The sequence below is a fragment of the Nonomuraea sp. 3N208 genome (assembly GCF_052245935.1).
In the GTDB taxonomy this organism is placed as follows: domain Bacteria; phylum Actinomycetota; class Actinomycetes; order Streptosporangiales; family Streptosporangiaceae; genus Nonomuraea.
In genome coordinates this window covers 395,163-421,379 of record NZ_JBQQBR010000001.1, presented here as the reverse complement: position 1 = coordinate 421,379, position 26,217 = coordinate 395,163, and the positions used below count along the sequence as shown (strand labels likewise).

The following is a 26,217-nucleotide window of genomic DNA, read 5'->3' as shown; positions in this document are numbered from 1 at the left end:
CATGCCCCTCGATCTGGCATCGCATCGGGCAGCCCGGGCGTTCCCCCGGCCCCCAAGCGCGGGTCACATCAGCCGATACCGAAGACCAAGGCACCTCAAGCACGAGTCACATCAGCCGACACCGGCGCCCAAGACACCTCAAACCCGAATCCCATCGGCCGACACCGGCGCCCAAAGCACCCCCAACCCGGATCCCATCAACCGACACCAGCGCCCAAAGCACCCCCAACCCGGATCCCATCAACCGACGCCGAAGATCAGCGCGAATCATGATCCTCGGTAGGCAGCCCGGGAACCGACCTCTTCGCGACCGGGAACAGATTGATCTGCACCTCGGCGATCCTGGCTCCGCTCGGCGCGTCCGTCTCCTCGCGGTGGCAGGCGACGTACGGCTCGATGAGCTTCTGGATCGCCTGGTTGAGCCGCGCCATCTCCTCGGCGTCGACCCTGATCAGGCTTCGATTGAACGAGGTCGCGTCGCGCCACTCCTCCGGCTCGCGGTCGATGCCGGCCAGCGCCCGATCGGCCTCCTCGTTGGCCTGGCGCCGGAACGCCAGCATCAACGACAGCTTGGCGTCCCGGACGTCCGACTGGTCGCCAGGCCGGACACCGACGTGGATCGATCGATCGACCGGCCGCCACACCCGCTCCCTGCCGTCGCCCCGGGGCGGCGCGTCCTCGACGAAGCCGTACTTGGCCAGCATCCGCAGGTGATAGCTGGCCGCGCTGGGCGTGATGCCCGCGATCTCCGCCACCTCTGTGGCGGTGGCGCTGCCCGCGACGCCGAGCCTGTTCAGGATCGTCAGCCGCGCCGGGTGGGCCAGCGCCCGCATCGCCTTGGGATCACTGACCGCGTCACTGTCCCGACTCATGCACCAAAGGTACCTGGACAAGATCTGAAGTATTGCCTTCAGAACTATGAAGGGATACCTTCATAAATTATGAAGCAATCCCTTCATAACTCCCCTTCACCCCCTGTCGATCCACCACCCCTCCGCAGGCAACGCGACTACCGCCTGCTGTGGGCCGCCCGTACGATCTCCATCACCGGCTCCGAGGTCTCCAAGCTGGCCATCCCCCTGACAGCGGTGACCCTGCTGACCGCCTCGCCGACCCAGATGGGAATGCTGACCGCGGCCGCTTCGGTGCCCGCGCTCCTGTTCGCCCTCCAGTCGGGTGCCCTCGCCGACCGGCTCAGGCGGCACCGCCCGCTCATGATCGCGTGCGAGCTCGCCTCCTGCGTGGCGGCCGCCACGGTCCCTCTGCTCTGGCTCCTCGGCCACTTGAACGTCACCTGGCTGATCGCCATAGCGCTGGTGATCGGCACGGCCGGAGTGCTCTTCAAGGCGGCGAACTTCCCGCACCTGGCAGCCGTGGTACCGCCCGCCCAGCACACGGAGGCGATGGCCGGCTTCCACGCCTCCTACTCGGTCGCCTCGGTCGGTGGCCCCAGCTTGGCCGGCCTCCTGGTCCAGCTCCTCACGGCCCCACTGGCCGTACTGGCGGAGGCATTGTCCTTCCTGACCTCGGCCCTGCTGCTGCGTGCCATCCGCACCCCGGAACGGAACGAACCCGCCCCTTCCCGGGGGATGTGGCGCGATGTCACGGCGGGCTTACGAGCCACCCTCACCCATCTGGTTCTCCGTGCCCTCCTGGCAGCCGGCGTCACGATCAACTTCTTCGCGATGGCGTACACGGCCGTTTACATGCTCTACATGGTGAACACCCTGGGCATCCCCAAGGGCATGATCGGCGCCCTCATCGCTCTCAACGGCATGGGCGGTCTACTGGGCGCCTGGATCACGGCCCGTCTCGCCAAGCGCTACGGCGAGAACCGCATCCTGCTCGCGACGGTCATCTTCTTCCCCATAGAAATCCTCGCAGTAGGTCTGCTGACCGGCCCTCTCTGGTGGAAGCTCTCCCTACTGGCCGTCACCGGAACGATCACGGGTGGGATAGTGGTGGCCTTCGCCACGTGCATGGGCGCGATCATCCTCCGCGAGACATCCCCGGAGCTCCGCGGCCGGGTGAACGCCACCACGACGTTCGCGGTCCAAGGCGTTCTTGCCCTGGGCGGCCTGACCGGCGGCGTCGCCGCCGATTTCCTCGGCCTGCGCCCGGTCATCCTCCTCTGCGCAGCCGGCATCGCCCTGAGCACCGTGTGGATTTGGACGTCCCCACTACGCCCCCGCCACCGCCCTCCAGCCACGCCATCCCGAGAGCAGAACCGCTTCTGAACGACCTCCTGGAACTGAAGCACCGCCTCTAGAACGGCCCGCACTCATCCCCTAACCGAGACCACGTCACCGCAATCCACGCAGGTACCGGCCGCGCCGCACAACCTCAGCCCCCGAGACTGCCACCGGCACAACGCCACCCACCCCACACCCTTACGACCCAGCACCTAGCAGCTAAACATCCCACCCCGACACCCAGACACCCAGACACCGCGACACCCCGGCACCCCGATACCCCGGCACCGCGACACCCCGGCACCGCGACACCCCGACACCCCAACACCATCACCCCGACACCGCGACACCATCACCCCGGACGACCGCAGACTCCGAGACCCACCCCACCGGGAGGATCAGCAACCCGACATCCGCGCCAAAGTCCACAAGCCCAGACGACGTGACCCTCCACTCCACGCCACAAGACCCACAACACGAGACCACCGCACGGGTGCACGACGTCGCGACCGAGACCACCGCACGGGTGCACGACGTCGCGACCGAGACCACCGCACCCAGCACGCCTGCGACCCCACCCACCATGTCGGGCCTCTGGGAGTATCCACAGGCCATCCACCCCTGGCCGCTTCATCAACAGAACGACGTTCGCCCCAACGCCGTCCCCGCCGTCTCGATCAGACTCCCGCCATGAAGTCCCGAACCGCCGCAGTGGTCGCCACCATCCTCGCCGCCGCGATCCTCCCCCTGACCGCTCCCCCGGCAAGGGCCTCACCTCCCACCTGGCGCTGGCCTCTGGACGGACACCCCCGAATCCTCCGCCGCTTCGCCCCGCCCCCCGAGCCCTGGCTCGCCGGACACCGCGGCATAGACCTGGCCGCCCCCGCCACCACTCCTGTCCTGGCAGCAGGCCGAGGCACAGTCCGCTTCGCCGGCCCCGTTGCGGGAAAGGGCGTGGTCACCATCGACCATGAAGGCGGCCTCCGCACGACGTACCTGCCGGTCGCGGCATCGGTGAAACGCGGCGAGTCCGTCACCCCAGGAACCGAACTAGGCGTCATCGAAGCCCCAGGAGACCACTGCCCGGAGTCATGCCTGCACTGGGGCCTCCTCCGCGAGACCCGCTACTTGAATCCTCTGATCCTCCTAGGCCAAGGCCCCATCCGCCTCCTCCCCTACTGGTCCCCTCGTCTTCCGCCGGCAACGACGACGCCACCACCACCACAGATCAACAAATCGCCAGTGCCAGCACGCGTGGAAGCAACGACACCTCCCACATCGATCGCCCCCAAACCCCCGACGACCTCACGCCAGTCGCCGTCACACACCCCCACCTCGCCCAGCCCTCTGAACGGCTATCACCTGAGCAGCTCAACCTCGGCCAACCCAGTACCCACCATCGCCATGGCCGGCGCACTGATAGGAACAGCCTTTCTGATCACTGCCCTACGCCGACGACGCCGTACCCCAGCCAGCGATCACAGCCCGAGAAAGGGCCTACACCGCAAACGCCGCCACAGCCGCCATGCCCGAGGAGCCCGCAATCAACGCTCCTCACCCTCACCACCACCCTGACCGGCGGCAGCAAGCGCAACCCACGAACACCGACGAAGTGAAAGTTGGAAGGGGGTCATGCCCTCGGATGAGCTTGCCTGTACGCGGCCCGCAGGCGCTCGATCGAGACGTGTGTATAGATCTGCGTGCTGTTCAGGGACGCATGCCCCAGCAGCTCTTGAACACTACGCAGATCCGCGCCCCCCTCCAGCAGATGGGTCGCCGCAGTGTGCCGCAGGCCATGCGGTCCCATGTCCGGCGCCCCTTCCACCTGCGCCAGCCGCGCATGCACCACCCGCCGAACGGTCCCCGCATCGATACGCCCACCCCGCACCCCGAGGAAAAGCGCCGGCCCCGACCCCGGTCGAACCCACAGCGGCCGCCCGTAGATGCACCACCTGTCCAACGCCCGGAGGGCAGGCAATCCGAACGGCACAGAACGCTCCTTGCGCCCTTTGCCCAACACCCTGATGACGTGCCGGTCCCGATCCACGTCGTCGACATCGAGTGCGCACAGTTCGCTCACTCGCACGCCGGTGGCGTACAGCATCTCGAGGAGAGCCTGATCCCGCAGTTCCTTGGGTTCCACCGTCGCAGGCTCGGCCAGGACGGCCTGAGCCTGCTCCTGATCGAGTACGGAGGGCAAGGAGCGAGGCGCCTTGGCGCTTCCGAGGAGCAGGCCGGGGTCTACGGGCAACCAGCCCTGACGATGGCAATAGGCGGTGAACGTACGAGCACAGGCCGCCCTACGGGCCAGCGTGGCTCGCGCCTTCCCCGCCCCATGCTGCTCGGCCAGCCACGCCCTGAGCACCCCGATGTCCAGGCCCTCGATCGGCCCGTTCAAGTGATCGAGCAGGGAATTGACATCTGCCAGGTAGGCGCGGACGGTATGCGGGGAAACATCGCGCTCGAACCGCAAGTACCGACCAAACTCGGCCACCACCTCGTCCCTGCCCACTCCCGGCCTGCCCTTCACCGCCACCTAGAAAACGATCGTCCCACCCTCACCCAACCGCAAACACGACCTCGCGAACAACCACGCCGTAACGGTCCCACCTACCCCATCACCGCCTGAGCCCCACGGATTCTCCCCGGCCAAGAAGCGAAGAGCGCTCGACCAGGCCACCCGCGATACCCGGGCCGTCGCCGACAAACTCGACAGCGAGCCGGACCAGCACGCACCTTCTTGCGGTCCCGCGACGCACCCGCGCGACTGAAAGCGCCACCCGAGCGGTGCCACCAGCTCATGCGCACAGTGTCACGGGTGAACGTGGCAAATGGAGAACCCGATGAACTGGTGAGCACGGTGAGCTGGTGAGCGTGGTGACGTGCCTACGCTCCACGCGGTCATGACGGACGATTCACCTGGCCGGACCCCCGCTGTCCAGCGAAAATGGTGCGGGCCACCGCACGATCCTCCGAAGGCCTGAAACCAAGATGAGGAACATAAAGCGATGGCCGCAGGCATCAGGCTGCCTCCAGGCTTGGCCGCCGCGGAGGCAAATGAAAACCAGTGATCCCCACTTCTTCGCACCTCTGCCAAAGGCGCGCCAGTTTCGCGCGTCGTTGGGACCCTCAGCCACCGATGCCCCACCCATCCTCAATCAGCGCCGCAACCGTAGGCCTGCCGCCACCTGCATGCCGCCCTCTCGACTCACGCAGCCACCATCCCCGTACCAGAGGCGGCGCCACTAGGCGAGCTGTCTCCCCGCGCGCACGATCCCACCGGCCCATCCACCCTCGGGGTCTGCGATGCGCCAAAGGCCACACCGTCGGCTAGGCAGACCTCGCTCTCGAAGCCGACTCGCAGCCCGCCCACCATGCGGCCACCCACACCCGCCGGCATTCCCGCACACCGTCGGCTCTGCCTCAAGCCGCGTCTCACGCACCAGGCGCCCACCTCCACCTCCCCACCGCCAGATCCTCACCCAGGCAACTCTGATCTTCCTTCTGACCGTCATGTTTTCGCCCCTTGAGAACTGTCTTCTGGAGCGGGAAGGCCGTCCTCGTGGCGTGCGAGATCGTCGTCGTCCGGGAACGGTGGATCCTCGGTTGGATCCGCGTACTCCACTATCCGCGGAGGCTCCAGGACAGCGGCTTCCGATGCCTTCCGATACGTGGTCCCTTGTTTGCGGAGACGCCAGCCATCAGGGGAACGCTCGATGTAGCCTGCCGCGGCCAGGCCGCCCAGTGCGCTCATGGTGGCGTCCAGGCCCAGCCCCGCTGCGACCGCTATGGAGGCCGGGCCGGCACCGCCTCGGGTGGGGATCGCGTCCAGGACCCTTCTCGTTGGCTCGTTCAGCTCGTCCCTCGGGACCGCCGGGGCCCGGGTCTGCGGGGCCAGGTCGTCGCCTATCACGCCGACGAGTTCGATCATCTCCTCTGCCGAGGTAACGCATACCGCCTTGCGTTCGCGGAGGAGTCTGTGGCATCCGGCTGACATGCGTGATGTGACAGGGCCAGGTACGGCGGCCAGGTGCCTGTTGAGTGTCAGGGTGTGGGCGGCGGTGTTGAGAGCGCCGCTGCGCAGGGCCGCCTCGACCACGACGGTGCCCCTCGACAGGGCGGCTATCAGGCGGTTCCTGATGAGGAAGCGCGCCCGGGTCGGATGCACTCCCGGCGGGCATTCGCTCACCACCACACCCTGGTCTCTGACGGCCGCGAACAGGGTGTCGTGGCTAGTCGGGTAGCAGATGTCCACGCCGCAGGCCAGGACGACGACTGTCGGCGAGTCGGCGACCAGAGCTCCTCGATGGGCCGCGGCGTCCACCCCGAAGGCACCGCCGGACACGACAGTCCAGCCGGACTCGCCAAGGCCGACGCCGAACTCGGCCGCAATGTGCACACCGTAGGCGGTCGCGGATCGGGCGCCCACCACGGCCACAGATTTGAGGCAGGAGAAGCGGAGGTCCGCCGTGCCGTGCAGCCATAGTCCAAGGGGACGGCTGGGACCGAGTTGGTCCAGTTGAGTAGGCCATTCCGGGCTGCCGGGAATGATCAGGCGGGCCCCGGCTTTCTTCCCGGTTTCGAGATCGGCGGTGGGGTTTGCGGCAGCCAGCCGCGCATGCCAGGCGTTCAGACGAACCGTCAGGTCAGCGGGACGCTCCTGCTGGGCCTCCTGGACTGTGAAGTCCGCTGGAAGCGTACGGGCGCGGATCGACTCCACCGCACCTGCGGCTCCATACTGCGCCACGAGACGACCCATGATCGGGTCACCGACGTCCGCTGCCCGCATGAGCGCGGCTCTTGCCTCGTACTCGGCGGTCTTAGGATGCTCGACCACCTCAAGACACTCGACAGCAGCCTCGAAGTGTCCGACCCCCTCAGGATTGTCACCGACGTCGTCCGGCAGCCTCTCCACACATCCGGCCACATGACGCTCTATGCCCTCGTGAGGCAATTTGACCTCACTATGCTCTCTGACTTCGCAACGTTGGACGGCCTCAGGATGCTGACGGGCCTCACGACGCTGACCGGCCTCAGGATGCTGACGGGCCTCACGACGCTGACCGGCCTCAGGACGCTGACCGGCCTCACGACGCTGACCGGCCTCACGACGCTGACCATCCCCAACATCGAGGGGCTCCTGATCGACCGGGTTGCGATCACGTATTTCAGCCTCGACGCCTATCGCCGAGGCGGTTCGGAGCGCGGCTGACGCCCCAGCAGACGGCATGGCAGGGGCCCCGTCTGATGGCGCAGCCGACGGCACGGTAGGCGGCACGACCAGCGCCCGGGTCAGCGGCCCAGCAGACGCCACAACTGGCGCCGCAGCTGACGGCCCAGCCGACGGCACGACTGGCGGCCGAGTTGGCGGCCCAGCTGCTGGCGCAGCTGACAGCCCGGTAGGCGGCACGACCAGCGCCCGGGTCAGCGGCCCAGCAGACGCCACAACTGGCGCCGCAGCTGACGGCCCAGCCGACGGCACGACTGGCGGCCGAGTTGGCGGCCCAGCAGACGACACAGTTGACGGCTGGGCTGGCGGCGCGGCTGGCGTCCCGGCAGCTGGTGGTTGTTGGGGCGTGTGGGTGGTAGCCCGTGACGGGTGGTCCGACGGTGGCGGTGAGGGGACGAGCTGAGGGCGCTGCTCATCCCGTTCAGGGTGTGAGGTCGCGGGTGGGGTCATGACCCTTTCCTGGGCTTGGGGTGCTGGGCCGGGGGTTGTGGAGGTGGTAGCGCGCATTACGACGTCACACCTAGCCAGAAGTGGAGAGCGGCGGTGGTTTCGTCTTCCTCGGGACAGTCCTTGTCGGCCAGGTCGGCGAGGGTCCAGGACACGCGGACCGCGCGGTCCAGGCCGCGGGCAGTGAGGGTGCCCGAGTCGAGGCAGGACGTCATGGGCTTCATGGCCTTCGGGGACGGGCGGTAGTCGCTGTGGAGGACGGATGAGGGAATTTCGGCATTGGTCCGCCATGGAGTGCCGGCCAGGCGTTTGGCGGCTCGTTCACGGGCCACGAGGACGCGCTCGGCCACTGTCGCGCTGGATTCCGCGAACTGGCGGTCTGCCATGAGCTCACGTCTGGAGGCGCGGGCCACGGTGACCTTCATGTCCACGCGGTCGAGCAGAGGGCCCGACAGCCTGCCCAGGTAACGACGCCTGACCGTGGGAGAACATTTGCAGGTTTCCCCTTGGTCTTCGGATTGGGCGCATGGGCAGGGGTTCGCGGCCAGGACGAGCATGAATCTGGCCGGGAAGGTGACGGAGCCCGCCGATCTGGAGACGGTCACGCGGCCCGACTCCAGCGGCTGCCGCAACGCGTCCAGCACGTGGCGTGGGAACTCAGGGGCTTCGTCCATGAACAAAACTCCACGGTGCGCGAGCGAGACCGCCCCGGGGCGAACGATCGTGCTGCCACCGCCGATGATCGCGGCTGCGGTCGCCGTGTGGTGCGGGCTGACGAACGGCGGCCTGCTCATCATGGGCGCGTTCGCCGGCAGGACGCCGGCGACCGAATGGATCGCCGTGACCTCCAGAGCATGATCGAGCTCCAGGTCGGGCAGGAGGGTCGGGAGCCGCTCCGCCAGCATGGTCTTACCGGTGCCGGGCGGGCCCAGCATCCAGACGTTGTGGCCGCCTGCGGCGCACACCTCCAACGCTCGGCGCGCGACCGGCTGGCCAACGACGTCCGCCAAGTCGATCGCGGGATCCGTGGTGGTGGAGGACGGCTCGACGTACTCTTCGACCTGAGGTTCGGGCCCCTCCTCCCCCTTGCGGAGCCACTCCACCAGCTGGCGCAGGCTGGCCACCGGGATCACTTTCACGTCGGGAACGAGGGCCGCCTCCGCCGAGTTGGCGGACGGGACGATGACGGTGGCATCTCCGTGCTTCGCCGCGCCGAGTACGGAGGGCAGCACCCCGCGTACCGGCCTGATGCGGCCGTCGAGGCCGAGCTCCCCTAGGAAGAACGTCTCGCCTACGCGCTCGGCGGGGACCACCCCGGCGGCGCCCAAGATCGCCACCGCTATGGCCAAGTCAAACTGGGATCCGCGTTTGGGGAGGCTGGCCGGGAAGAGGCTGACGATGATGCGGGCGTCGGGCCATGGGTACGTGCTGTTGACCACCGCCGATCGGACCCGGTCGCGAGCTTCGCTCAGAGCTGTGTCCGGGAGGCCGATGAGGTGGATGCCCGCCAAACCGTTGCCCACGTCGGCCTCGACCTCGACGGTATGGCCCGTCACGCCGACGAGGGCCACGCTGCGGGTGCGGGCCACGGCCATCTAGATCGCCCCCCGTATGTGACGAAGGGCGAAGTCGCCGGCGAACCGCTCCAAGGCGATCACGTCCACACGCACGGCGTCGAACGTGCGGGACTGCGTGGCCAGCCACTTGGCCGCGAGCATCCGGAGTCTGTCCAGCTTGGCCGGGCTCACCGATTCCAGGGCAGTGCCGTGGGATCTGCTCGATCGGGTCTTGACCTCGACGACGATCAGGTTGGGGCCTTCTTCGGCGATGATGTCGATCTCGCCGTGGCGACAGCGCCAGTTGCGTTCGATGATCTTCATCCCTTTGGCCTCCAGGTAGGTCACGGCTAGTTGCTCGCCTTGCCTGCCGAGTTCGAGGTCGTTCTTCGTGGCCATGCGCCACCTCCGTCAGGTCGGGTGAGGTCGGCTTCGATCCGGTCCGGTACGGGAACCGACCTTGGCGGATGCGGGGTGGTGGCCGTTGAGCCGAGCGCGATTCTGGGGATTGCCGGGCCGTGTGTAGCTGCGCCCTGTGGATAAGTAGGCGCTGTCCGTTGACACGTACGTGAGGGAGAAGGGCCAGAGCGGTGCGGCGGACGGCAACAACGGACACGGCGTCCACGTGAGATGAGGCTGACAGGCCAACGCCGTAGGCATCGAGAGCGGGACGTGGCGCGCATGGGAACGTCTCAGCGCCTGAGGCAGGTCACGGCACCGGCACGTGAACTGGCCTCAGCGCCGAGGCAGGCGCCCGGATGCGCTGAGCCTCCATCGCGCAGACAAGCGGCCGCACAAAGTGGGTAGGCCATGCCAACGAGTGGGAATCCGCATAAGCGGTGGCGCGGGGGCAACCGGTGGGGCCCGACAGACGGGCTAGCGGGCGGCGGCAGTCAGCGGGCCGACGTGCGGCGGGCAGCGAGGCCTGCGGGCACCTTTCGGGCAGCGGAACCTGCGGGCCGCCGGACTGCGGGCACCTTGCGGGCAGCGGGCGGGCGGCGGGCGGCGGGCGGACCCTCGCAGGCGGTTGCAGCTGAGCGCACCCCGGCCCAGCGCTCAGCAGCCCCGTCCAGCGCTCAGCAGCCCCGTCCAGCGCTCAGCAGCCCGGATCCAGCCTCAAGAATCTGACTAGGGCAACCGAACAGGCCCGCATCAACTGCACGCGACGCAACCCCCGGCGACCTGCCCGCGACCAGCTAACCCGCGCCCACCCCGACCGGCCAACAGCCCCAGCCACGACCGACCGGACTACCCCGAGAACCCTTCCTTCGGCATCTCCAGATCGGCCTTCGCCAACTCCTCCACGTTTACATCCTTAAACGTGACCACCCGCACGTTCTTCACGAACCGCGCCGGCCGATACATGTCCCACACCCAAGCGTCCTGCATCTTCACATCGAAGAAGACGTCGCCGTTCTCCGCAGTACGGACGTCGAGGTCGACCGAGTTGGTCAGATAGAAGCGCCGCTCAGTCTCCACGACGTATGTGAACAAACCGACGACATCACGGTATTCGCGGTAAAGCTGCAGCTCCATCTCGGTTTCGTACTTTTCGAGATCCTCTGCGCTCATCGCGGTCCTCCTGTCGTACCGGTCCCCCGGTTTGCCTGCTCAGGCAACCCCGGCCCCCAATTCATTCTCACCCATCTCCCTGGCCACCGTGACGAAGGAGTAACGGTGATCGGGACATGGGCCGTGCGTTTCCAGCGCCAGCCGGTGCCCAGGTGTGACATACCCCTTGTGCTCGGCGAAGCCGTACTGCGGGAAACGTTCGTCGAGCGCCACCATCAGGCGGTCCCTCGTCACCTTTGCCACGATGGACGCGGCCGCCACGCACGCGGCCACCTGATCCCCCTTCCACACGGCGAGCGACGGCGCGGGCAGCCCGGGCACCGGGAAGCCGTCCGTCAGGATGTACTCCGGGTCACAGGGCAACTGTGCAACAGCTCGCCGCATTCCTGAAACGTTGGACTTGTGAAGACCTTTGGCGTCGATCTCCCCTGGCGGGATCACCACTATGCCTACATGGGAGACACGCGTGATCCGATCGTAGAGGCTTTCGCGCACCACCGGCGTGAGCAGCTTCGAGTCGGCCAGGCCGTCGATCTCCCTGCGCAGGATCACGGCCGCGACCACGAGCGGGCCGGCGCAGGCGCCGCGGCCTGCCTCGTCGACGCCGGCGATCGGGGTGAGGCCGCGACGGGCCAGCGCCCGCTCATAGGCGTAGAGTCCGGAATCGCGCCGGACGACGCTCGGTCGAGGGCGGAACGCAACTGTCATGACAGAGGCAGCGTACGCCCCATTCGCCGCGGCCCGCGACCGAAAGCCCCCTCTACTTGACCTTGTCGAAAATGTCGGGCCGGGAGAAGAGATAGCCGCGGTTGAGCGGCCAGTAACGCACCACTGCCTTGCCGACCACCGCGTCTTCCGAGATGAAGCCCTTACCTGGCTCCTCCATGTGGGCCCGGGAGTCGGCCGAGGCGCTGCGGTGGTCACCCATCAGCCACAGCTTTCCCGCTGGCACCGTGACGTTGAACTTATCGCCAGAGGCGAAATCGCCGGGGTAGAGGTAGGACGTCTCGTCCAGCGGCGTGCCGTTGACCGTGATGCGCTTCTTGGCGTCGCAGCACACCACCTTGTCGCCGCCGACGCCGATGACACGCTTGATGGTGTCCTCGCCGTTCCAGCCCTTGAACACCACGATGTCGCCGCGCTCCGGCTTGCCCGCGAGCTTGTTGACGAACACTCGGTCGTTGATCAGCAGAGTGTTCTCCATCGACTCGGACGGGATGTAGAACGAACCGACCACGAACGCTTGCAGCAACAACGCGATGCCGACGCCCATGACCAGCAGCAGCACCGTCTCACGGAAGCCGCCCTTCTTCTTCTCTTTCCCCACGCCCCCCGCCTTCTTGGTGACGGCCATCAACGCCTCCTCCGCAACCAGCGCCGACGAACCAGGACCAAGGGTATGGCCAGCCCGAATCCGGCGACCATCGGCATCGCCCCGCCGAGCGCCTGGAGCGCGGGCTGTGCGAACGTGGCCGGGATGTCGATCACGCTCGCCCGGTCGAACGGCCAGACGATCACGAACGCCCGCCCGATGACCTGACTTTCGGGAATGGAACCGCCACCCGGGTCGCCGGTGTGTGAACGCGAGTCGAGCGAGACCGAGCGGTGGTCTCCCATGACCCACAGCCGCCCTTGCGGCACCATGATGTCGAAGAACTTGTCGGAGGGCACGTTACCCGGGTAGAGGTAGCTCTCCTCGTCGATGGGCGTGCCGTTGACCGTGATGCGTCCCTTGGAGTCGCAACACCGGACGTGGTCGCCACCGATCCCGATGACCCGCTTGATGTAGTCCTTCTCGCCGGGCACGAGGCCGAACGCCGTGCCCACCCACCGGAAGAACCCCGCGACCGCGTTGGACGGCTCCTCCAGTTGGAATTCGCCGTCCCAGGAATCGACGCCGGAGAACACCACCACGTCGCCGCGCTCGATGTCGCGCGTGTGGTAGACGAGCTTGTTGACCAGGACCCTGTCGTTCGTCAACAGGGTGTTCTCCATCGACTCCGACGGGATGTAGAAGGCCTGGACCACAAACGTCTTGATGATCAGTGCCAGCACCAGGGCTACGACGACAAGAACGGGAAGTTCTTTCCAGAACGACCCTTTCTTCTCCTTCTCTTTTTTCTCGCCCTTGGCAGGCTTCTGAGTCTCTTCGGCGACCACGTCCACCTCGTCTTCGACAGGGCGGCGCGCCGCGCCGTGCTCCTGGCTCTCGCTAGTCATCGCTGACGAGCCTAGATGATGATTCGGCTCGATAAGCCGGGACCGACGTTACACCGAGCACGAGTCGCTCCACATAAAGGAAACGGCCCTGTAAAGCCGAATGGCCCGCCCCGGGGGGCGGGCCATTCGGGGAAAGACCAGGGCTACTTGGCGGCCGTCGTCTCGCGCTTCTCGCGGATGCGAGCGGCCTTGCCGCGCAGGTCGCGCATGTAGTAGAGCTTGGCCCTGCGCACGTCGCCGCGGGTCACGAGCACGACCTTCTCGATGACCGGGCTGTGCACGGGGAAGGTGCGCTCGACGCCGACGCCGTAGCTGACCTTGCGGACCGTGAAGGTCTCGCGGGCGCCGCTGCCCTGCCGGCGCAGCACGAAGCCCTTGAAGACCTGGATACGGGAGCGGTTGCCTTCGACGACTCGTACGTGAACCTCGAGCGTGTCACCGGGGCGGAAACCCGGCACGTCGCTGCGCAGGGTCGCCTTCTCGAGCTCCTGGATCTTCGTGTGCATGAGAGCTGTCCTCAAGTCCTCGTAAGCACGCGGAGGTCCACCCGGCCTTGGCTCGCGGCGGACACGCCTGCTGATGTGATGAACCCGGGATCGTTTCCCGGGCATGACAGACCAACCAATGGAAGGTTGGCAGCGATTCAGTTTGCCATATCTTCCGGCCGTACGCGAAACGAGAGCTCCTCCAGGAGCTTCCTGTCGTGCTTGTCGAGCGCGCCGGGGTCGAGCGCCGCCGCCAGTTCGGGCCGGTTTCGTACGGTACGGCGCAGCGCCTCGTCCCGTCGCCACCTGGCCACCTTCCCGTGGTGCCCGGAAAGCAGCACGGGAGGCACCTCATGGCCCCGCCAGACGGGCGGCTTGGTGTAGACGGGGCCCTCGACCAGGTTACGCATCGACCCGGGCGCGAAGGAGTCGTCCACGGCCGACTGGGCGTTGCCCAGCACGCCGGGCAGCAGCCGGCCGATGGCCTCCACCATGACCAGCACCGCGACCTCGCCGCCGGCCAGCACGTAGTCGCCGATGCTGACCTCGTCCACGCGCAGCCGCGTGGCGTACTCGGCCATGACTCGCGCGTCGATGCCCTCGTAGCGTCCGCATGCGAACAGCAGCCACGGCTCCTCCGCCAGCTCCTGCGCAAGCTCCTGGGTGAACGGCCGCCCGCTCGGCGTCGGCACGATCATCCGCGGCGCGCCGCCCCCGATCACCGCGTCGATGGCCTCGCCCCACACCTCGGGCTTCATGACCATGCCGGGACCACCGCCGTACGGCGTGTCGTCGACGGTCTTGTGCACGTCGTGGGTCCAGTCGCGCAGCTGGTGCACGCGTACGTCGAGCGTGCCGCGATCGCGTGCCTTGCCGATCAGCGACACGTCCAGAGGCGCGAAGTATTCAGGAAAGATCGAGATGATGTCGAGCCGCATCACAGCAAGCCCTCCGGCGGATCGACGACCAGCCGCCCGCCCTGCAGGTCAACTTCCGGCACCAGAGCCTTGACGAACGGGATGAGCGCCTCGTCCGCGCCCTTCCTGGTGACGACCAGCAGGTCCTGCCCGTGATGCAGGACGTCGGAGACCTCGCCCACCGGGTCGCCGGCGACGGTCTCCACCGCCAGGCCGATGAGCTGGTGGTCGTGGAATACGTCGGGGTCGTCGGACGGCTCCACGTCTGCCGAGTCGATGACCAGCATGGTGCCCCGCAGCTCCGCGGCCACGTCCCGGTCGGTGACGCCTTCGAACGCAATCAGCAGGACGTCCTTGTGCCAGCGCCGGCCGGCGACGACGAGCGGCCCGCGTTCGGCGGGGTCGGTCGCGATGGACGTGCCGACGTTGAAGCGCCGCTCGGGTTCGTCGGTACGCACCTCCACGGTTACCTCACCGCGTACCCCGTGCGGACGGCCTATCCGGCCGACGACCAGCTGCACGTGATGTGCCCTTTCTTAACGCAAGCGCCCCCATCGGTCAGCGAACCGATGAGGGCGCGGAAACCTGACGCTAACGGACTGCTTCGTGCAGATCGAGCAGGTCGACCCGCACGTACTTCCCGTCGGCCAGGGCGTTCACGACCGTGCGCAGCGCCTTGGCGGTGCGCCCGCCGCGTCCGATGACCTTACCCAGGTCCTCGGGGTGCACCCGGACCTCCAGGACGCGCCCGCTGCGAATGCGGCGTGCGCGGACCCGGACATCGTCAGGATGTTCGACGATGCCCTTCACGAGGTGCTCGAGAGCCTCCTCGAGCACGTCAGGCCTCGCCCTCGGTCGGGGTCTCGACGGGGGCCTCGGCCTCTTCCTTCTTCTTGGCCCGCTTCGGCGTGGTGGCGGCCGTGCCGGTGTCGCCACCGGACAGCGCCTCCTTGGCCGCGGCCTCGTAGATGGCGTGACGGTCCGGCTTCGGCTCGGCCATCTTCATGGGCGCCGGGGCGGGCTCGCCCTTGAACTTCTGCCAGTCACCGGTGAGCTTGAGCAGCTTGAGCACCGGCTCGGTCGGCTGCGCGCCGACCCCGAGCCAGTAAGCCGCACGCTCGGCGTTGACCTCGATGCGCGAAGGGTCGTCCTTCGGGTGGTACAGGCCGATCTCCTCGATCGCCCGGCCGTCACGCTTGGTGCGGCTGTCGGCGACGACGATACGGTATTGAGCGTTGCGGATCATGCCGAGCCGCTTGAGCTTGATCTTGACTGCCACGGGTGTGGTCTCTCCTGCATTCGAGCGTGGGTGAACGGCGCTTCGCCGAGTGGGGCACGGCTGGACGACGTTCCAGGGACAGACGCGGCCGGCGGGAGGTGAGAGGGCACCCGCCTTGGTCACGGTGTTCCAACATGTCATTGTGCCAGATCGACGGCACTGCCTACGACCGCATGCGGAACGGTGCCGCAAAGGCTCGGCAACAATCCCGCTTCGCCCGCCGCCCCAGACTGACCGCCGCCCATCCCTACCTCCCGGAAGGGGGCGGCCCGGCAGGAATGGCGGACCATCGGGAAGCCCCGCACCCCGAAGACGTGCCTTCGGGGTGCGACAGGCGGTTACTGCTGGCCGGGGAGCTTGAACTTGGACGGGTCGAAGCCTGGCGGCAGGTCCATCCCCGGAGGCAGCTTGCCGTGCAGGTTCCCCAGCATCCCGCCCTGCTTGGGCTGCGCCGGAGCATCGCCGGACGACGCCTTCTCCAGCGCCGCCTTGCGCGGGTCACCGCTGACCCGCCGCCCCTTCTTGTTCTTCTTCTGCGCCTTGGCCGCCTTGCCACGCCCGCCCGGCATGCCCGGGATGCCCATCCCGCCGGCCATCCGCTTCATCATCTTCTGCGCCTCGAAGAAGCGAGTGACCAGGTTGCTGACCGCGGTGACCGTGACGCCGGAGCCTGCGGCGATGCGCGCCCGGCGCGAGCCGTTGAGGATCTTGGGGTCCTGGCGCTCACCCGGCGTCATGGAGCGGATGATCGCGGCGATGCGGTCGAGATCGCGGTCGTCGATCGAGTTGAGCTGGTCGCGCATTTGCCCCATGCCGGGCATCATGCCGAGCAGATTCTTGATCGGCCCCATCTTCTGGACCATCATCATCTGCTCGAGGAAATCCTCGAGCGTGAAGCTCTCGCCCGACGTGAGCTTGCCCGCCATCTTGGCGGCCTGCTCCTCGTCGAACGTCTTCTGCGCCTGCTCGATCAGGGTGAGGATGTCACCCATGTCGAGGATGCGGGAGGCCATCCGGTCCGGGTGGAACGCGTCGAAGTCCTCGAGCTTCTCACCCGTCGACGCGAACATGATCGGCCGGCCGGTGATGTGCCGGACCGACAGCGCGGCACCACCGCGGGCGTCGCCGTCGAGCTTGGTCAGCACGACGCCGTCGAAGCCGACGCCCTCCATGAACGCCTGGGCCGTGGTGACGGCGTCCTGGCCGATCATGGCGTCCACGACGAACAGGACCTCGTCGGGCTGGACCGCGTCGCGGATGTCGGCGGCCTGCTTCATCATCTCCTGGTCGATGCCCAGGCGGCCGGCGGTGTCGATGATGACGATGTCGTGCTGCAGGCGCTTGGCCTCGTCGATGGAGTTGCGGGCCACCCCGATGGGGTCGCCGATGCCGTTGCCCGGTTCGGGCGCGTAGACGGCGACCTGCGCGCGCTCGCCCACGACCTGGAGCTGCTGCACGGCGTTGGGGCGCTGCAGGTCGGCGGCGACCAGCATGGGCACGTGGCCCTGCTCGCGCAGCCACCTGGCCAGCTTGCCGGCCAGGGTGGTCTTACCGGCGCCCTGGAGACCCGCGAGCATGATGACGGTCGGCGGCGTCTTGGCGAAGCGGAGCCTGCGGGTCTCGCCGCCGAGGATCTCGATCAGCTCGTCATTGACGATCTTGACGACCTGCTGCGCCGGGTTGAGCGCCTGGGAGACCTCGGACCCGCGGGCGCGCTCCTTCACCTGGGCGACGAACGCCTTCACCACCGGCAGCGCGACATCGGCCTCCAACAGGGCGATGCGGATCTCACGGGTGGTGGCGTCGATGTCGGCGTCGGACAGCCGGCCCTTGGCTCGGAGGGAGGAGAAGACCGATGTCAGCCGGTCGGATAGCGTCTCGAACACGTGGTTGGCCAGTCCTCGAAGCGAATGTACGTCGGAGACTCCAGCCTATCCGCTCTCCTAGCCGCTCCAGCCTGGCACGGCCATGCGAACCGTGAGCGCGTGCTCGACGAGGTTGATCAGAGCGCTTTTGACCGAGTCCTTCGAGCGCGCGTCGAGCCGCACCATAGGGATGTGCGGCGCCAGCGTCAGGGCGTCACGCACCTCGGCGTCGCTGTGCGGATACTCGCCCTCCCAGCCGTTCACCCCCACGATGAACGGCAGCTGCGCCTCTTCGAAGTAGTCGATGGCCGGAAAGCTGTCGGCCAGGCGGCGGGTGTCCACCAGCACGACCGCACCGATCGCCCCTCGTACCAGATCGTCCCACATGAACCAGAACCGGTGCTGTCCAGGCGTGCCGAACAGGTACAGGATCAGGTCACGGTCCAGCGAGACGCGGCCGAAGTCCATGGCCACGGTCGTCGTCGACTTCAACGGCGTCATGCCCAGGTCATCGATGCCGGCGGAGGCGTCGGTCATGACGGCCTCCGTGGTCAACGGCATGATCTCCGACACCGCGCCGACGAACGTCGTCTTGCCCACGCCGAAGCCCCCGGCCACGACGATCTTCGTCGAGGTCAGGCCGGGGCTAGAGCCTGCGAAGTCCACTGAGCACCCTTTCCAGCAGGTTGACGTCCGGTCTACCCGCATCCAGCTGCGGCTGATGCACTCGTACGAGGCCTTCTGCCGCCATGTCCGCGATCAGCACCCGCACCACGCCGAGCGGGATCCGCAACAGCGCCGAGACCTCCGCCACCGACCTGACCTGCAGGCACAGCTGGCTGATCGCCTTGTATTCGGGCGTGATGTGCGAGAACTCCCGATGCTCGGCCGTCGCCGAGGACACCAGCGCCTCCATCGCCAGCTTCACCTTGGGCGCGGTACGCCCGCCTGTGACGGCGTAGGGGCGCACCGGCGAGGCGGGATCCGCGCTGGGGGGCTGGGGCGGTGTGGGTTCCCAGCCGCCGCTGCTCCATCCGCCGCTGTTCCACGGAGGGTTGTTCGTCACTCACATCACCTGGACTGGCTGGCGCGCAGCTCCGCGCGCACAGCCGGAGTCAGCACCTGACCGGCGCGATCGACCATCAATGTCATCTGGTACGCCACCAGACCCATGTCGCAGTCCGGTGCCGCCAGCACCGCCAGGCATGAGCCGTCGCTGATCGACATGATCAGCATCAGGCCCCGCTGCATCTCGACAATCGTCTGGTTGACCGCGCCGCCTTCGAACACCCTGGCGGCGCCCTGCGTCAGGCTCACCAGACCCGACGCGATGGCGGCCAGCTGATCAGCCCGGTCAGCCGGGAAACCCGACGAAGCCGCAAGCGGCAGCCCGTCCGACGAGACGACCACCGCGTGCGCGACCCCGGGAACCGTACTGACGAAGTCGGTGATTAACCAGTCCACTCCGCGTGCCGCGTGGCTCAGGTCGTTCATTCGCCCTCCTGCGCCGGTCGCATGAACGACGGTCGGCTGTGTTTGATTGGCCGCTCGCTTCGCTCGCTCATGCGCCCTCGTCCCTACCGTGATTCCTGGGGCCGGACCCGTACGCCCTGCCCTCGCTGATGTCGTCGCGTGCGGCTCTGAAGCCTTGCTGGAAGCTCGAAAGGCGGCTGCGCACCCGGTCGGGCGAGATCGTCGGCATGGGTGCGACGCCCTTCGGCGCCGAGACGGCCTCGGCGGAGCCGGGCACCAGGTTGGCCTTGGGCACCCGCTTGGGCAGCCCGGCCGCGGTGGCCCCGTCGCGTGCCGGCTCGACCACGGCCTCGGCGGCGCTCCAACCGGCGTCCGCCTTGGTCGAGCCCCACGTCGCTCCGCTTTCGCCGCCCTGCTCGAACCAGGCCGACTCGACCGAGGCGAAGATCGGCAGGTACTCGTCCCCGGCCGAGGCGGGCTTGACCGCCGGCATGGGACCGGTCGCCGCGGACTCGGTCTCGGGGAAGTCGTAGCGCTGCGACGCGGGGGCAGGATGCTGCTCCGGGCCGCGCGTCCACGGGCTGGGCTCCTCGGGCGGCAGGCCGCCCCGCCGGGGCAGCGCGGTGGTCTCCCCCGTCACGGGCCCGCGCGAGGAAACCCACACGTCCGACGAGGGAGCCGAGTTGTTCGCCATCCAGTTGTCGCCGGTCGCGGGCCATTGCGGCGCTGACGACCAGGGACTGCTCGACGCGGGCTCCGCCGACGGATACGACGGGAATGACGGGTGTCCGGGGCCGGGCTGATAGCCGCCCGGCGGCCACGGGCCGGCCGCCGCGGGCTGCGGCGTGTGGAAGGCCTGCTCGCGAGCGGCACCAGCGCCGGCGCCGGCGATCGCGGGCGCGGAGCCGGCGTGCGCGGGAGGCTGCGCGCCGAGCAGGGACTCGGGGATGAGCACCATCGCGGTCAGCCCACCGGAGCCGTGCGGGCGCAGCTGCACCCGGATGCCGTGCCGGTGCGCCAGCCTGGCGACCACGAACAGGCCCATCCGGCGGGACACCGAGACGTCCACGGTGGGCGCGTCGATCAGGCGCTGGTTGGCCTGGGCGAGTTCCTCCCCGGTCATGCCGATGCCGGAGTCGCTGATGGACAGCATGATGCCGCCGCCGTCGATCCTGCTGCCCGAGACGGGCACTCGGGTCTCGCGGGGGGAGAACGACAGAGCGTTCTCGATCAGCTCGGCGAGCAGGTGGATGACGTCGTTGACGGCCTGTCCGGCGATGGAGACGCCTTCCGGCACCTCCAGCACGACGCGCTCGTAGTTCTCGACCTCCGACAGCGAGGCGCGGGCGACGTCCACGAGCTTGACGGGCTGGCTCCAGCGGCGCGGCGGCTCCTGGCCGGCGAGGACCAGCAGGTTCTCGCTGTTGCGCCGCATGCGGGTCGCCAGGTGGTCGAGCTTGAACAGGTTGCCGAGCCGCTGCTCGTCCTGCTCACCCTGCTCCAGCCCGTCGATCAGGGTGATCTGCCGCTCCACCAGCGTCTGGCTACGCCGCGACAAGTTCACGAACATCGCGTTGACGTTGCTGCGGAGCTTGGACTCCTCGCCGGCCAGCCGCACCGCTTCGCGGTGCACCTCGTCGAAGGCCCGCGCCACTTCGCCGATCTCGTCCTTGGAGTTGATCTCGATGGGCGGCACGCGGAGTCTGTCGGGGTCGACGTCGGTCTCGCGCAGCTGGCGCACCAGGTCGGGCAGCGTCTGGCCGGCGATCTTGAGTGCGTCGCCGCGCAGGCGCCGCAGCGGCCGCACGAGCGAGCCGGCCATGATGGCGGTGATCGCGAGCACCAGGAGCAGCAGGGCGACGACGATCGCGATGTTGACCGCGGCGAGCTGGCGGTCGCCGCCGGCGAGGTCGGCGCTCCGGGTGGCCACCTGGTCCCCGAGCGACTTCTGGACCTGGAAGAGCCGGTCGACGGTCTCGCTGATGGCGTCGAACCAGCGGTCGGTGTCGCTCGTGGTGGAGGTGTCGAGCCTGCGGAGGTAGGAGCTTCCCGCGCTGGTGTTCGACGCGACGCCGATGGAGTTGCTGTGCAGCAGCACCGCGCGGTCGATGTAGAGCTCGGCACGGCCGATCTTCACGTTGGCGACGGTGTCGTCGAACATCTGGCGCTGCGCCAGCGTGGCCGCCGCCAGGAAGGCGGCGCGCTCGCTGTCGCGCCGGGAGCCGGCGTCAAGGAACGCGCTGAACTCGGACGCGTCGAAGGACTCTCTGACGAGCGCGATCGTCAGCAGCGCGCGCTGCTTGGACGCCTCTTCCTCGGCTCGGGCGATGGCGCGCTGGGCCGCACTGGTGGAGATCAGCTGTTCGTCCGTCGCGCCCTGGGCGACCTCGTCGTAGAGCTGCAGCATGTCGGCGATGGTCTCGGAGTACTTCTCCATCGTCGGCAGCGGCGCGATCTGCGTCTTCGTCACCGTCTCACGCAACGAGCCCAGCTGGCCGAGCCGGGTCCTGATGCGGTCGAGGCTCCGGCGGCCGAGGTCGGACAGGGAGGACTCGGTCTCCTTGGCGATCGACGTGACGCGGCCGACGCTGACGTCGACGACCTTCTGCTGGCCGGTGAGCCGCGCCAACTCGGCCGGCTTGCGGCCGGAGGCGACGTAGCGGCTGGCCAGGTCGCGTTCGAGCGCGAGATCGCGGGAGAGCTCGCCGAAACCCGTCACCAGGCGGCCGACCTCGCCGATGACCTGGTACTGCTCGGCGCTGGCGATCGACGTGGTGACCCGCAGGCCGCCCAGGATGACGCCCACGATCGTGGGAATGGCGATGAGGGCGATGAGGCGGGTGCGTACTCGCCAGTTGCGCAACGCGAGCGGGCTGCCCGCCTTGGGCAGCTTCACCTCCGGCACCTCTCCGCCCGCCGGCAGTTCGGGCGCGTCCGTGGCCCTACCACGACCGGGGTCGGTCGTTGTTGTCCTCACTGGTGGCAACCTCTCGCCATGGCCTGCTTCAGGGGGGTCTCAGCAGCTTCGTCGCGCGGACGAGTGATCGCAGGCAGGTTCGAGGCCCAATTTGAGCACAAACCTCATAGTTCAGCCAACGCCTCGGCAGTTTTCAACCGTTCCAAATCACACATTGTTCACGTGGCAAGGACTCGTACACGGAGCGCAACCGGCACGTCAATCCGGACATATAGGCACAAATCTGACGTTATCCATATATTTACATCTATTGTCGATTGTTACCATATTTATCAGATAAACCTCCTATACGAGGCACAGCGCTGCCGATCGGATCCCCCCTTCCGGTACGCTTCACGCCCGGTATCTTGTGCCGATCTCCAGAAGCTTCCCCCTGGTAGGAGAACCCCCCATGACACGCAAACTGCGCTGCAACGCCGTCGCACTCGGCGTCGCAGTCGCTCTCGTGCTTACCGGCTGCGGCGGATCCGACAACTCCGCGACCACGTCGGCCAACAGCAAGGGCTTGGAGAAGACCACCATCAAGGTCGGGGCGCTCCCGATCCCCGACCCCGTGGCGCTCTACATCGCCAACGCCAAGGGCTTCTTCAAGGAGGAGGGCCTGACGGTCGAGCCGGTGACCATCACCGGTGGCGCGGCCGCGTTGCCGCAGATCGAGAGCGGCGCCCTGGACATCTCGCAGACCAACTACGTCTCGACCTTCCTGGCCGTCAGCAAGGGCAAGAAGATCAAGCTGGTCGCGGACAGCTACCAGGCCGGCCCCAACACGTTCAACATCATGGTCCCGAAGGACTCGCCCATCAAGACGGTGGCGGACCTGAAGGGCAAGACCGTCATGGTCAACAACCTCAACAACATCGCCACGCTCGCCGTGGAGACGCAGCTCAAGGTGGCCGGGCTCACCAAGGCCGACGTCAAGTTCGCGGAGAAGCCGTTCCCCGAGATGGGCGCCGCGGTCAACACGGGCCAGGCCGACGCGGGCTGGATCACCGAGCCCTTCATCACGGCCACCCAGAGCGGGCTCGGCTTCCGCAAGCTGGCCGACACGATGACCGGCCAGACCGAGAACTTCCCGATCGCCGGCTGGATGGCCACCGAGGAGTGGGCGCAGAAGTACCCGAAGACGCTGGCCGCCTTCCAGCGCGCGATCGCCAAGGCACAGCAGCTCGCCTCGACTGACCGCAAGGAGATCGAGAAGATGCTGCCCACGTACACGAAGATCGACGCGAAGACGGCGTCGGTGATCACGCTGGGCACCTTCCCGACCGAGCTGAACGAGAACCGCCTGCAGAAGGTGGCCGACCTCATGCTCGAATACGGCTACATCTCGAGCCCGATCGACGTGAAGTCCGTCATCGCGGCCCCCGCGGCCGGATGATCAGTGCTCGGCTGCTCCGCGGCGCCGCCGGCGCCGCGGGGCTTCTCGCGGTCGCGGAGCTCTACGTCCGCTTCGCCATAGGCGACGCCGCGATCTTCCCAGCCCCCTCGGCCATCCTGTACGAAGCCGCGCTCCTGCTGATCGACCCGGACTTCCTGGCGGGGGTCGGCACAACCCTCATGAACTGGGCGCTCGGCATGCTGATCGCGATCGGGATCGCCGTTCCCCTGGGCGTGCTGCTCGGCGCGCTGCCGCCGGTGGAGCGGGCCATCAGGCCGGTGCTGGAGTTCATGCGCCCCATCCCCTCCGTCGCCATCATCCCGCTCGCCATCCTGCTGATCCCGGTGGACGAGCTGATGAAGGTCTCGGTCATCGTGTACGCCTGCATGTGGCCGATCCTGATCAACACCCTCTATGGCATGCATGACGTGGACCCGCTGGCCAAGGAGTCGCTGCGCAGCTTCGGCTTCGGCCCGCTGGCCGTGCTGGCCAGGGTGAGCCTGCCCAGCACCGCCCCGTTCGCCGCGACAGGGGTGCGGATCGCCGCGGGCATCGCGCTGATCCTGGCCGTCAGCGCCGAGCTGCTGGCCGGCGGCACCGCCGGCATCGGCGTCTACGTGGTCCAGTCGAGCAGCGGCAACCGGATGGACCTCATGATGGCGGCGACGTTCTGGGCCGGGATGTTCGGCGTGCTCGCGAACCTGCTCCTGCTGTCCGGAGAGCGCCGCCTGTTCCACTGGCACCGTATGCGGACGGGAGCGCAGGAGTCGTGAAATCCATCGCCAAACTTTGGATCATCCCCGTCGTGCTCGTCGCCTGGGAGTTCATCGCGCGTGGGCTGGAGGACAGCGACTTCCCCCCGCCCACGACGATCGTCGCCCGCATGTACGAGCTGTGGTTCTCCGGCCCCGTCTCGCGGATTTTCCTCACTGACGGCGCGGTGGAGAACCTGCTGCCGAGCCTCGGCCGCATGTTCAGCGGGTGGATCCTGGCCGCCGTGCTCGGCGTCGTGCTGGGGATGCTGCTCGGGCGCTCGCGAACGGCGACCGACTACGTGGACCCGCTGATCGAGTTCGGGCGGGCCGTTCCACCACCGCTGCTGCTTCCGCTTTTCCTCGTGGTGTTCCACGCGGGGCTGACCATGCAGTTGGCCACGATCGTGTTCGGCGTGATCTGGCCGGTCCTGCTCAACACGATCGACGGGGTCAGGGCGGTGGACCGCACGTACACCGAGACGGCGACGGTGTTCAACCTGTCGAAGGCGCAGTACCTGCGGGTCGTGGTGCTTCCCGCGGCCTCGCCGAAGATCTTCGCCGGGCTGCGCCTGAGCCTGTCGCTCGCACTGATCCTCATGGTGATCTCGGAGCTGTTCGGCAGCACCGACGGCATCGGCTACCAGCTGCTGCAGGCACAGCGCAGCTTCGACGGCGCCGGCGTGTGGGCCACGATCGCCTTGCTCGGTGTGCTGGGATATCTCGTGAACTCCCTGTTCGTGCTGGCCGAGCGACGCCTGCTCGTCTGGCACCGGCAGGCCACCCATAACGCGTGATCTTGCTGGAAGGATTCATGCCGCACTCCGACGACCTCCTCTGGGGAGCCGTAAGCGACCTCTCGCGTTTCGCGGCCCTGCTGACCATGGCCGAGCTGGGCCTGGCCGACCACCTGGCGCACGGCCCGCTCGACAGCGCCGAGCTGGCCAGGCGCTGTGGCGCGCACGCGCCTTCGCTGCGCCGGGTGCTGCGCGAGCTGGCGAGCATGGACGTGGTCCGCTCCACCGGTCCTGACGCCTACGACCTCACCGAGCGGGGCGCGGCGCTGCGTTCCGACGCGCCCGACTCGGTCCGCTCCTCCATCCGCATGCTCGGCGAGGAAGGCTTCTGGTATGCGCTGGGCATGCTCCCCGCCACGGTGCGGGACGGCAGCTCGGCCTTCGTGAAGCGTTACGGCCACCTCTACGACCACCTGGCCAAGAACCCGTCGACGAGCAGCCTGTTCGACGACTACATGAGGCGCCGGGCCATCCCACTCACCGAGGGCCTGGCCAAGCGGTACGCCTTCCCTGCCACCGCGACCATGGTCGACGTGGCCGGCGGCAAGGGCCACATCCTGGCGACGGTCCTGCACGCCAACCCGCGCATGCGGGGCATCCTGTTCGATCTGGAGCACGTGACCGCCCACGCCGCGCGCACGCTGGCCGCGGAGGGTCTGTCGGACCGGTCGGAGGTCGTCACGGGCGACTTCTTCGCCTCGGTCCCGGCCGGCGGCGACGTCTACCTGCTGGCCAGTGTGCTGCACAACTGGGACGACGAGGACGCCGTCAAGATCCTGCGCAACGTCCGCCAGGCCATGAACCCCGACGGCCGCGTTCTGGTGCTCGAGGTGGTGCTGCCCGACGACGAGGCGCCGCATCTGGGCAAGGACCTCGACCTGCGGATGCTGGCGTTCTTCAACGGCGGCGCGGAGCGCAGCCGCGACGAGTACGCGGCGCTGCTCGGCCGGGCGGATCTGGTGATCGGCGACGTCATCGAGATGGGCTCCGGAGCGAGCCTCATCGAGGCCCAGCCTCAGTGACACGCCCCGCTGACTGGGGAGCCACCCCGGCATGATCGTCAGGGTGTCCGCCCTG

The 26,217-nt window shown here is 67.9% G+C and carries 26 protein-coding genes; 7 read left to right on the top strand and 19 right to left on the bottom strand.

Annotation, left to right across the window (positions count from 1 at the left end; translation table 11 throughout):
• Nucleotides 1-257 precede the first annotated feature (257 nt).
• A complete protein-coding gene (locus ACTWPT_RS02005; RefSeq protein WP_443175461.1) occupies nucleotides 258-872 on the bottom strand; it encodes an ArsR/SmtB family transcription factor in 615 nt (204 codons plus the stop codon).
• Nucleotides 873-941: 69 nt separating this feature from the next.
• Here ACTWPT_RS02005 and ACTWPT_RS02000 point away from each other — a divergent pair, with 69 nt between their 5' ends.
• Together ACTWPT_RS02000 and ACTWPT_RS01995 are read left to right on the top strand one after the other, a co-directional pair.
• Nucleotides 942-2,237: an MFS transporter gene (locus ACTWPT_RS02000; protein ID WP_443175460.1), complete on the top strand. Its 1,296-nt coding sequence runs from the start codon at nucleotides 942-944 to the stop codon at nucleotides 2,235-2,237.
• A gap of 645 nt (nucleotides 2,238-2,882) precedes the next feature.
• A complete protein-coding gene (locus tag ACTWPT_RS01995) occupies nucleotides 2,883-3,767 on the top strand; it encodes a M23 family metallopeptidase (RefSeq protein WP_443175459.1) in 885 nt (294 codons plus the stop codon).
• Nucleotides 3,768-3,822: 55 nt separating this feature from the next.
• On the opposite strand, the gene ACTWPT_RS01990 is transcribed toward ACTWPT_RS01995, so the two are convergent.
• Nucleotides 3,823-4,728 carry a tyrosine recombinase XerC gene (locus tag ACTWPT_RS01990; RefSeq protein ID WP_443175458.1) on the bottom strand — a complete coding sequence of 302 codons (906 nt, stop codon included), beginning with the start codon at nucleotides 4,726-4,728 and terminating at the stop codon, nucleotides 3,823-3,825.
• A gap of 975 nt (nucleotides 4,729-5,703) precedes the next feature.
• A complete protein-coding gene (dprA, locus tag ACTWPT_RS01985) occupies nucleotides 5,704-7,029 on the bottom strand; it encodes a DNA-processing protein DprA (protein WP_443175457.1) in 1,326 nt (441 codons plus the stop codon).
• Between dprA and ACTWPT_RS01980 the strand changes: the two genes are divergently transcribed.
• The gene (locus ACTWPT_RS01980) at nucleotides 7,018-7,404 is read left to right on the top strand and encodes a hypothetical protein (RefSeq protein ID WP_443175456.1); all 387 of its coding nucleotides are present in this window, start codon (nucleotides 7,018-7,020) and stop codon (nucleotides 7,402-7,404) included. The two genes, dprA and ACTWPT_RS01980, sit on opposite strands and share 12 nt — an antisense overlap.
• Nucleotides 7,405-7,928: 524 nt before the next feature.
• Here ACTWPT_RS01980 and ACTWPT_RS01975 read toward each other — a convergent pair.
• The 16 genes from ACTWPT_RS01975 to ACTWPT_RS01900 form a co-directional block, all read right to left on the bottom strand.
• Nucleotides 7,929-9,464 (bottom strand): YifB family Mg chelatase-like AAA ATPase, encoded by a 1,536-nt coding sequence (locus tag ACTWPT_RS01975; protein ID WP_443175455.1) that lies wholly within the window; start codon nucleotides 9,462-9,464, stop codon nucleotides 7,929-7,931.
• On the bottom strand, nucleotides 9,465-9,824 hold the full coding sequence (locus ACTWPT_RS01970) for a YraN family protein (RefSeq protein ID WP_443175454.1): 360 nt from the start codon (nucleotides 9,822-9,824) through the stop codon (nucleotides 9,465-9,467).
• Between the two features lie 849 nt (nucleotides 9,825-10,673).
• Nucleotides 10,674-10,997: a DUF2469 domain-containing protein gene (locus tag ACTWPT_RS01965; RefSeq protein ID WP_026215037.1), complete on the bottom strand. Its 324-nt coding sequence runs from the start codon at nucleotides 10,995-10,997 to the stop codon at nucleotides 10,674-10,676.
• A 39-nt stretch (nucleotides 10,998-11,036) separates the two neighbouring features.
• On the bottom strand, nucleotides 11,037-11,705 hold the full coding sequence (locus tag ACTWPT_RS01960) for a ribonuclease HII (protein WP_443175453.1): 669 nt from the start codon (nucleotides 11,703-11,705) through the stop codon (nucleotides 11,037-11,039).
• 52 nt (nucleotides 11,706-11,757) lie between these two features.
• Nucleotides 11,758-12,351, bottom strand: coding sequence for a signal peptidase I (lepB, locus tag ACTWPT_RS01955; RefSeq protein ID WP_443175452.1), 594 nt, complete (start codon nucleotides 12,349-12,351; stop codon nucleotides 11,758-11,760).
• Complete coding sequence (gene lepB, locus ACTWPT_RS01950) at nucleotides 12,351-13,217, bottom strand: signal peptidase I (protein WP_443175451.1); 867 nt, start codon at nucleotides 13,215-13,217, stop codon at nucleotides 12,351-12,353. Before lepB (ACTWPT_RS01950) ends, lepB (ACTWPT_RS01955) begins: the two co-directional genes overlap by 1 nt.
• A gap of 143 nt (nucleotides 13,218-13,360) precedes the next feature.
• On the bottom strand, nucleotides 13,361-13,723 hold the full coding sequence (gene rplS, locus ACTWPT_RS01945; RefSeq protein ID WP_443175450.1) for a 50S ribosomal protein L19: 363 nt from the start codon (nucleotides 13,721-13,723) through the stop codon (nucleotides 13,361-13,363).
• A gap of 137 nt (nucleotides 13,724-13,860) precedes the next feature.
• Nucleotides 13,861-14,640 (bottom strand): tRNA (guanosine(37)-N1)-methyltransferase TrmD, encoded by a 780-nt coding sequence (gene trmD / locus ACTWPT_RS01940; protein WP_443175449.1) that lies wholly within the window; start codon nucleotides 14,638-14,640, stop codon nucleotides 13,861-13,863.
• Nucleotides 14,640-15,140 carry a ribosome maturation factor RimM gene (rimM, locus tag ACTWPT_RS01935; protein WP_443175448.1) on the bottom strand — a complete coding sequence of 167 codons (501 nt, stop codon included), beginning with the start codon at nucleotides 15,138-15,140 and terminating at the stop codon, nucleotides 14,640-14,642. The genes trmD and rimM overlap by 1 nt, the downstream gene beginning before the upstream one ends.
• A 70-nt stretch (nucleotides 15,141-15,210) precedes the next feature.
• Complete coding sequence (locus ACTWPT_RS01930; RefSeq protein WP_043634919.1) at nucleotides 15,211-15,456, bottom strand: RNA-binding protein; 246 nt, start codon at nucleotides 15,454-15,456, stop codon at nucleotides 15,211-15,213.
• A gap of 1 nt (nucleotide 15,457) precedes the next feature.
• Complete coding sequence (rpsP, locus tag ACTWPT_RS01925) at nucleotides 15,458-15,898, bottom strand: 30S ribosomal protein S16 (protein WP_443175447.1); 441 nt, start codon at nucleotides 15,896-15,898, stop codon at nucleotides 15,458-15,460.
• Nucleotides 15,899-16,236: 338 nt separating this feature from the next.
• The gene (ffh, locus tag ACTWPT_RS01920) at nucleotides 16,237-17,784 is read right to left on the bottom strand and encodes a signal recognition particle protein (protein WP_443175446.1); all 1,548 of its coding nucleotides are present in this window, start codon (nucleotides 17,782-17,784) and stop codon (nucleotides 16,237-16,239) included.
• Between the two features lie 57 nt (nucleotides 17,785-17,841).
• Entirely contained in the window at nucleotides 17,842-18,402 is a 561-nt protein-coding gene (locus ACTWPT_RS01915) for a GTP-binding protein (RefSeq protein WP_443175537.1), read from the bottom strand.
• Nucleotides 18,403-18,409: 7 nt separating this feature from the next.
• Nucleotides 18,410-18,829, bottom strand: a complete 420-nt coding sequence (locus ACTWPT_RS01910) for a DUF742 domain-containing protein (RefSeq protein WP_443175445.1) — start codon at nucleotides 18,827-18,829, stop codon at nucleotides 18,410-18,412.
• 5 nt (nucleotides 18,830-18,834) lie between these two features.
• Nucleotides 18,835-19,257, bottom strand: a complete 423-nt coding sequence (locus ACTWPT_RS01905; protein ID WP_138667080.1) for a roadblock/LC7 domain-containing protein — start codon at nucleotides 19,255-19,257, stop codon at nucleotides 18,835-18,837.
• 67 nt (nucleotides 19,258-19,324) lie between these two features.
• Nucleotides 19,325-22,213: a nitrate- and nitrite sensing domain-containing protein gene (locus ACTWPT_RS01900; RefSeq protein WP_443175444.1), complete on the bottom strand. Its 2,889-nt coding sequence runs from the start codon at nucleotides 22,211-22,213 to the stop codon at nucleotides 19,325-19,327.
• A 391-nt stretch (nucleotides 22,214-22,604) separates the two neighbouring features.
• Here ACTWPT_RS01900 and ACTWPT_RS01895 point away from each other — a divergent pair, with 391 nt between their 5' ends.
• From ACTWPT_RS01895 to ACTWPT_RS01880, 4 genes are read left to right on the top strand one after another with little or no spacing between them, the layout of a single operon-like run.
• Nucleotides 22,605-23,591 (top strand): ABC transporter substrate-binding protein, encoded by a 987-nt coding sequence (locus tag ACTWPT_RS01895; protein ID WP_443175443.1) that lies wholly within the window; start codon nucleotides 22,605-22,607, stop codon nucleotides 23,589-23,591.
• Nucleotides 23,588-24,364: an ABC transporter permease gene (locus tag ACTWPT_RS01890; RefSeq protein ID WP_443175442.1), complete on the top strand. Its 777-nt coding sequence runs from the start codon at nucleotides 23,588-23,590 to the stop codon at nucleotides 24,362-24,364. Before ACTWPT_RS01895 ends, ACTWPT_RS01890 begins: the two co-directional genes overlap by 4 nt.
• On the top strand, nucleotides 24,361-25,140 hold the full coding sequence (locus ACTWPT_RS01885; RefSeq protein ID WP_443175441.1) for an ABC transporter permease: 780 nt from the start codon (nucleotides 24,361-24,363) through the stop codon (nucleotides 25,138-25,140). Before ACTWPT_RS01890 ends, ACTWPT_RS01885 begins: the two co-directional genes overlap by 4 nt.
• Nucleotides 25,137-26,162, top strand: coding sequence for a methyltransferase (locus ACTWPT_RS01880; protein ID WP_443175440.1), 1,026 nt, complete (start codon nucleotides 25,137-25,139; stop codon nucleotides 26,160-26,162). Before ACTWPT_RS01885 ends, ACTWPT_RS01880 begins: the two co-directional genes overlap by 4 nt.
• Nucleotides 26,163-26,217: the final 55 nt, after the last annotated feature.